Genomic DNA, 6,060 nt, shown 5'->3' with positions numbered 1-6,060 from the left:
CGGCGGCAACGCCAACGGCGCCAGCGGCAACCAGCCCGGCGGCAACGGCGGCAACAACAACAGCGGCAACATCAACGTCGGCAACAACTGAGCCACACCACCATGGCCCGCCATGTCACCGACACCCCCCGCCAGTTACCAACCCACACCCAAACATTAGAAACACCGCGAAACAGGCGGCCGACGCGACCACAAGCGCCGGCCGCCTTCGCGTGTGCGCGGAAAGCAGTCCCGGCCACCCAGGTGACAGGAGCCGGGCCTTCTCTCATCCGGCCGGCCGTTCCGTCGAGTGCCCTGGCGCATGCCGGTACCGCCCGCTCATCCGCCGGTGCGTCTTGATGTAAAGATCAGCCCAAGCCGGAGACCCCTGCCCGGCGCCGCGCGGAGACTCCCTACGATGGCCGCCGGCACGGCCCCCAGGAGGGTCCACGTCGCCGTCCGCCGGCCGTCACGGACTCCTTCTCACGTCCTCCCGACCCGGGCCGATGTGACAGCGGGCTGCGTCATAGCGGGTTCGGGCCGCGAATTGTCGGTGACGCCGTCTACCATGAGCGGCCTCACGGAGGGATGTTCACAGATGCTCGACTCGCTGATCGTGCCGCTGCTGGTCACCACCGATCTGCCGCCGGAGGCGGATCTGGCCGAGTTCGGTGACCTGCTCACCGGCGCCGCGCGCACGCTTGATCGCGACGGGTCGAGCTATCCGGCGTTCCTGGCGGGCAAGGTGTTCTGGCTCGACCAGCCGGGCACGGCCGAGGCCGCCCAGGGCGATCTGAGGTTCGCGGCGTTGCTCGGCTTCCTGGCCGCCTCAGGCCCCGAGCACATGGCGAAAGACGTGGTGGCCGACGCGCGCAGAGCCATCAGCGCCGCCGTCGACGCCCGCTACGGCGATGTGGGAGCGGCGACCCCGGCGGTCATGGCCATCAGGGCGACCGACGTGCGCGAGCGCACCCCGTCACCGGCGCTGTTCGTCGAGACGTCTGATGCCCTGCCCGCACTGGTCGCCGTCGCCAAGCCCTACACCTGACCGACCTGCCTGTCCTCCTGCCGTCCTGCTGTCACCTCTCGCACCTGACACCTGACCGCATCCACCCGTCCGGGTCCTCCTGCTGTCGCCTCTCGTACGTGACCGCACACCCGTCCGGGTCATCGTCGCCCCCGCCCGCCGCGCCCGCCCATGCGCCCGTCCGTGCCACACCGTCCCGTAGCGCCCACCCATGCGCCCGTCCGTGGGCCGCCCGTGCGCACATCCGTGCCGCGTCGCCCCCGTCCGTGTCCGGTTCGGGGTTTCTCGTGGTACGGCAGGCCGTGCGCCGGGCCGTTCCGTCGCCCGCACCCGCTTCGTCCCTCACCCGCTTCGTCCTTTACCCGGGCCGTCCCTCACCCGGGCCGCGGCCCTCCTGGCCCGCCGACGCCTGGCCGGCCCCGCTCGCCCGGACCACACGCCCCTACCTGAACCGGCGCCCTTCGCGTTCCGTGCACACACCTCCCGCAGGACTTTCTGAGGTGCTGCCTCAGCCGGACGCGGGGGCGTCGTTAGGGTGGTGATCGACCACTCTCTCGGGAGACACGGCATTGTTCACCTTCGTCATCCCCGCACACAACGAAGAGGCCACCGTCGCCACCATCGTCGGCCAGGCCCGCGCCGCCGCGAGACCGGGCGATCGGGTCCTGGTCGTCGACAGCGCCTCGACCGACGCCACGGCCGAGCGCGCGGCCGCGGCGGGGGCGGAGGTCCTGCGCGGGCCGAAGGGCAAGGGCGCCGCGATGAACGCCGCGATCGACGTGGCCGGCGCCGAATGGGTGTGCTTCCTCGACGCCGACCTGGTCTCCTCGGAGGTCAACATCGCCGCCGAACTCCGCGCGGCGGCGGCCTCCAGCACCGCGGGCCACGTGGTGGGCGACTACGAGTACGACCACCCAGGCACGATCCTGAGCTCCACCTTCACCATCTACGAGCCGCTGACCGACAGGTTCTTCCCCGAGACGGGGTTCATGGGGGCGAACGCGCTGACCGGCTACCGGGCGGTGCGCCGGTCGCTGCTCACCGATCCGCTTCCGCCGGACTTCGGGGTGGAGTCCTTCCTCAACATCACGCTCGCGCTGGCGGGGGCGCGGGCGGAGGTCCGGCATCTGGGTGTCATCGGGAGCCGGTTCCGTCCGACGGGCGGGTCGATGGCCCGCGAGATCGGTACGGCGATCCTCGACCTGGCGATGGCGCACGGCCGTCTGGACAGCGGTGAGCGCGGGGCGTGGGAGGCGTGGCTGGAGGAAGGCGTCGCGGCCATCGCGCCGCAGGCGGCCGACGGCGGCCGGTCGGCCACGCTGTCCCGGCTGTTCGCCGCGGTCCGCCGGCCGATGCCGTCCACCCGATAGCGCCCCGCAGCCCGACCCTCCCCGCACCACCGCCCCGCGGCGGGCACCCTCGCGGCCTCGAACCAGCGGGCGGCCATGCCTGGCCGAGCCCGGCCCGGTGGCGAGGGCGTCGGGGCCCGTGTGGGGGTCGAAGGCGGGAGGGTGAAGCCGAGGCGTGGCGTGCTCAGCTGATGTCCTCTCTGCTTTCCTGATGCCTCTCCCCCAAGGGTCGCGGCCGGCCCGTCCTTCGCGACAGCACCCAGGCGGCCACCAGGTACGGCACGCTGAACAGCACGAAGATCCCGCTGTGGGGCAGGACGAGGGACGCCGCGGCGTACAGGCCGAGGGCCGCGATGACGCAGATGTCGGTCAGCAGGCCCGCCAGCGAGGTGACGGTGGCCCGGCTGGGCCCGGTGATGCGCCGTTGCAGCCTGGCGTCGGCCAGCACGTCGCCGAGCTGGAACATCGCGAAGGCGACGGCGATGGCCACGAATCCCGCGAGATGCCCGGACGCCGCACCCGCGGCCAGGGCGACGGCGCCGGTGGCGAGGAGGGCGGCCAGGCCGCGTGAGCGCAGACCGGCGGCCCGCTTGGCGAGCAGGCCGCCCGAGGTGGCGCCGAGCCACACCAGCAGCACCATCAGCGGAACGGTCTGCGCCGTCGCGCCGCTCTCCTGGGCCAGCAGCGGCACGTACTCCTCCAGCTCGCCCCACACGGCCGTGACCGCGGGAACCAGCAGCAGCGCGTGCCGTACCCGGGGGGAGCGGCGCGCCTCGGCCAGTCCTTCCTTGAGGGTGTCGAGGTAGCCGGTCGGGTCGTCGTCCTCCGGCTCGGCGCGGTGTTCGGGCAGGGTGGCGGCGATGGCGGCGCACAGCAGGCAGGCCAGGACGGTGGCCACTCCCACGCCCTGGTAGCCGGCGACCGCGAAGAGAGGACTGGCGGCGGCGGTGGCGAGCGCCGTGGCCACCAGGCTGATGGACCGGGCGCGGCCGGCGACCTCGGCGTAGCGCTCGGCCGTACCGGTGTGGGCGAGGTTGTCGTGGACGAGCGCCTCGAACGCGCCCGACTCCAGGGCCTCGCGGGCGCCCCACAGCACGAAGCCGGCGGCGAAGGCCCAGTAGGAGGGCACGGCCGTCCACAGTGCGAAGCCGGCCGCGCCCAGCAGCGGGCCGGCGATCAGCAGCGCCTTGCGGGACAGCGTGTCAGCCAGCGCACCGGAGGGCACCTCGAGCACCAGCGCGGCCAGCACCCAGATGACCAGCAGGGAGGTGATCTCGGGGACGGTCAACCCGGTGTCGGTGAACAGCAGCGTGTAGACCGGGTAGAACAGGACGAAGTCACCGAGGAACGAGTAAACGTAGAGCTTTGGCAGCATGAGGTCTTTCCTGTCGGGGGGCGGTGCGGACGTCGGGCGTGCTGCCGTGCCCGGGGGTCCGCGCTCACGCGCCCCGTGACCTCTGGTGCTGGATCAATGTCGCCAGGTCATGGTCGGATTCTAGCCAGAGCGGATCAGATGTGGGCGACATTTCCGACCTGGGGTCGGGAGGGAACGTCCGCAACCGTGGCTGTGTCATTACCGATTCTCGGGTAGGAGGGCCACATGCTCTACGGTAAGGAACACGTCCAGCGCTATCAGGAGACCGACGGCGCCGAGGGTCACGACTGGAACGGCACGACGACGCTGCTCCTGACGACGACCGGCCGTAGGTCCGGCAGGAAGCACACCACTCCGCTGATCTACCAGCCGTACGACGACAAGTTCCTGGTCGTCGCCTCCAAGGGGGGCGACCCGCGCCATCCCGAGTGGTACCTCAACCTGCAGGCCGATCCGGCGGTCGAGGTGCAGGTGAAGGACAGGAGGTTCAGGGCCCGCGCCCGTACGGCCGAGCCCGGCGAGAAGCCCGAGATGTGGGGGCTGATGACCAGGGCCTGGCCCGACTACGACGAGTACCAGACCAAGACCGACCGCCCGATCCCCGTGGTGGTCCTGGAGCCGATCAGCTGACGGGTCTCCTGAGCACCGCCCAGACGGTGGGACCGTCCCGGCAGATGGATCTCCCGGGTGACCTGGAACCCGTGCTTCTCGTAGCAGGGCACGATGCTCTCCTTGCTGCTCGCAGGCAGTCCGCCACGCCTTCGGCGTCGCACGTCTCGAGCCTGGCGCGCGGCAGCGCGCTGCCCCCATGATCATCTCAGAACGTCACCAGTGGCTCTCCGAGGAAGTCGGCGACGAAGTTGACGAAGAAGAACCCGAAGAACAGGAAGTTCAGCACCAGCACCACGTAGTGCCACCAGTGCAGCCGCGCCGGGCGCGGCAGCCTGCTGTTGAGGTACATCAGCATGAACGGGTAGATCAGCGCGCCCAGGTTGGACATGTTGGCCGACCACTGCACCAGTTCGACGGGCACCGCAAGGTGCAGCACGATCGCGATGACCACCAGCAGCGCGCCCATGAACGGGTAGTAGAAGCGCCTGGGATCGCCCTCGATGAGGCCGCGCAGGCGCGGGCTGGTGGCGTGCGCGGCGTCGGTGGTGACGCGGACCATCGCCTCGAAGATGCCGAGCTGGGTGGAGAAGAGGATCAGCACGCCGATGATCAGCACGATGACGAACATCGGCCTGCCGTAGTCCTCGTAGAGGACGCTGGCCACGAACGTCGGCACATTGGCCGTGGTCGGCCGCTGGCCGGACAGCTGGACGGCGCGGGCCATCAGGATCGTGGGCAGCAGCATGCCCAGCATCGCGCCGATGAAGAAGACGCCCCACATGTCGACCATCAGCAGCCGGTACCACCGCTTCCAGGTGGCGGCGTTCTCCACGTTGTCGGGGAAGGTCACGCCGGTCTCGAGCAGTTCGTTGCGGCCGCCGCGCAGGCCCGCGATGAAGCCGGTGCGGAAGCCCATGCCGTAGCCCTTGTCGCGGTAGTGGCCCATGACGTACCAGTTCAGGCCGGAGGCTAGGGCGGTGAAGCCGGCCAGGGCGCCGAGTTGGGTGGCGGTGATGCCGGAAGGCGGGGCGGCGGGTGTCACGAAGCCGCGGATGGCCTCCCACCACTGCGCGAAGGGAACCACGAACAGGTCGATGAGCAGGAGCGTCACGAGGATCGCGCCGACCATCCCCCAGTTGGCCAGCTCCAGCGCCCTGCTGATGCGGCGCGCGGCGGCGGTGATGAGGAAGACCAGCACCAGCAGGGCGATGGCCCACAGTCGGGGCTCCTCGGCCCCGGCCGGGGGGACCGTCCCGTGGACCAGCGCGTAGACGCCCTGGCCCGCCGAAGCGGCCCAGCCACCCGCGATGAAGGCGAAGATGACCACGAAGACAGACAGGGGCACCCAGAGCCTGTAGCCGGGCGGGACCCTGCCCCATCCGACGACGGGGGCCTCTCCCGTCGCCATCACGTAGCGCGCGCACTCGACGTTGTAGAAGGTCTGCAGGACTGCGGAGACGGTGATGACCCAGCCGACGCCGACGAAACCGTACTGACCCACCGCCTGCGGTCCGAGCAGCCATTCGCCGCTGCCGATGGAGATGCCCAGAGCGATCAGGCTCGGGCCCACCGCGTACATGAACAATTCCTTGACCCCGATGTGCCGGACACCGAAGACCTCCTCCGGCTGGGGCAGGTCGGTGACGGCGAGATCAGGGCGGCTGACTCCGAGAGCTTGGGACATGTCCTCACCCCCCTCTCACTTCCAGAGTGATCTG

At 70.5% G+C, this 6,060-nt stretch carries 5 protein-coding genes; 3 read left to right on the top strand and 2 right to left on the bottom strand.

The annotated features are described in order from the left end of the window. Positions 1-577: 577 nt before the first annotated feature. Together ACWENQ_RS44100 and ACWENQ_RS44095 are read left to right on the top strand one after the other, a co-directional pair. Entirely contained in the window at positions 578-1,027 is a 450-nt protein-coding gene (locus ACWENQ_RS44100) for a hypothetical protein (protein ID WP_449927735.1), read from the top strand. A 548-nt stretch (positions 1,028-1,575) separates the two neighbouring features. Beyond that, positions 1,576-2,376 (top strand): glycosyltransferase family 2 protein, encoded by an 801-nt coding sequence (locus ACWENQ_RS44095; protein ID WP_449927733.1) that lies wholly within the window; start codon positions 1,576-1,578, stop codon positions 2,374-2,376. Between the two features lie 163 nt (positions 2,377-2,539). Here the strand turns inward: ACWENQ_RS44095 and ACWENQ_RS44090 are convergent, their stop codons facing one another. Then, entirely contained in the window at positions 2,540-3,730 is a 1,191-nt protein-coding gene (locus ACWENQ_RS44090) for an MFS transporter (RefSeq protein WP_452419537.1), read from the bottom strand. Positions 3,731-3,955: 225 nt separating this feature from the next. Here ACWENQ_RS44090 and ACWENQ_RS44085 point away from each other — a divergent pair, with 225 nt between their 5' ends. Then, positions 3,956-4,360, top strand: coding sequence for a nitroreductase family deazaflavin-dependent oxidoreductase (locus ACWENQ_RS44085; protein ID WP_354922510.1), 405 nt, complete (start codon positions 3,956-3,958; stop codon positions 4,358-4,360). Between the two features lie 187 nt (positions 4,361-4,547). On the opposite strand, the gene ACWENQ_RS44080 is transcribed toward ACWENQ_RS44085, so the two are convergent. Further along, positions 4,548-6,026, bottom strand: coding sequence for an Nramp family divalent metal transporter (locus ACWENQ_RS44080; RefSeq protein WP_452419536.1), 1,479 nt, complete (start codon positions 6,024-6,026; stop codon positions 4,548-4,550). Positions 6,027-6,060 lie beyond the last annotated feature (34 nt).

This window comes from Nonomuraea sp. NPDC004354, from assembly GCF_053602555.1.
This window is presented reverse-complemented; position numbering and strand designations above follow the sequence as displayed.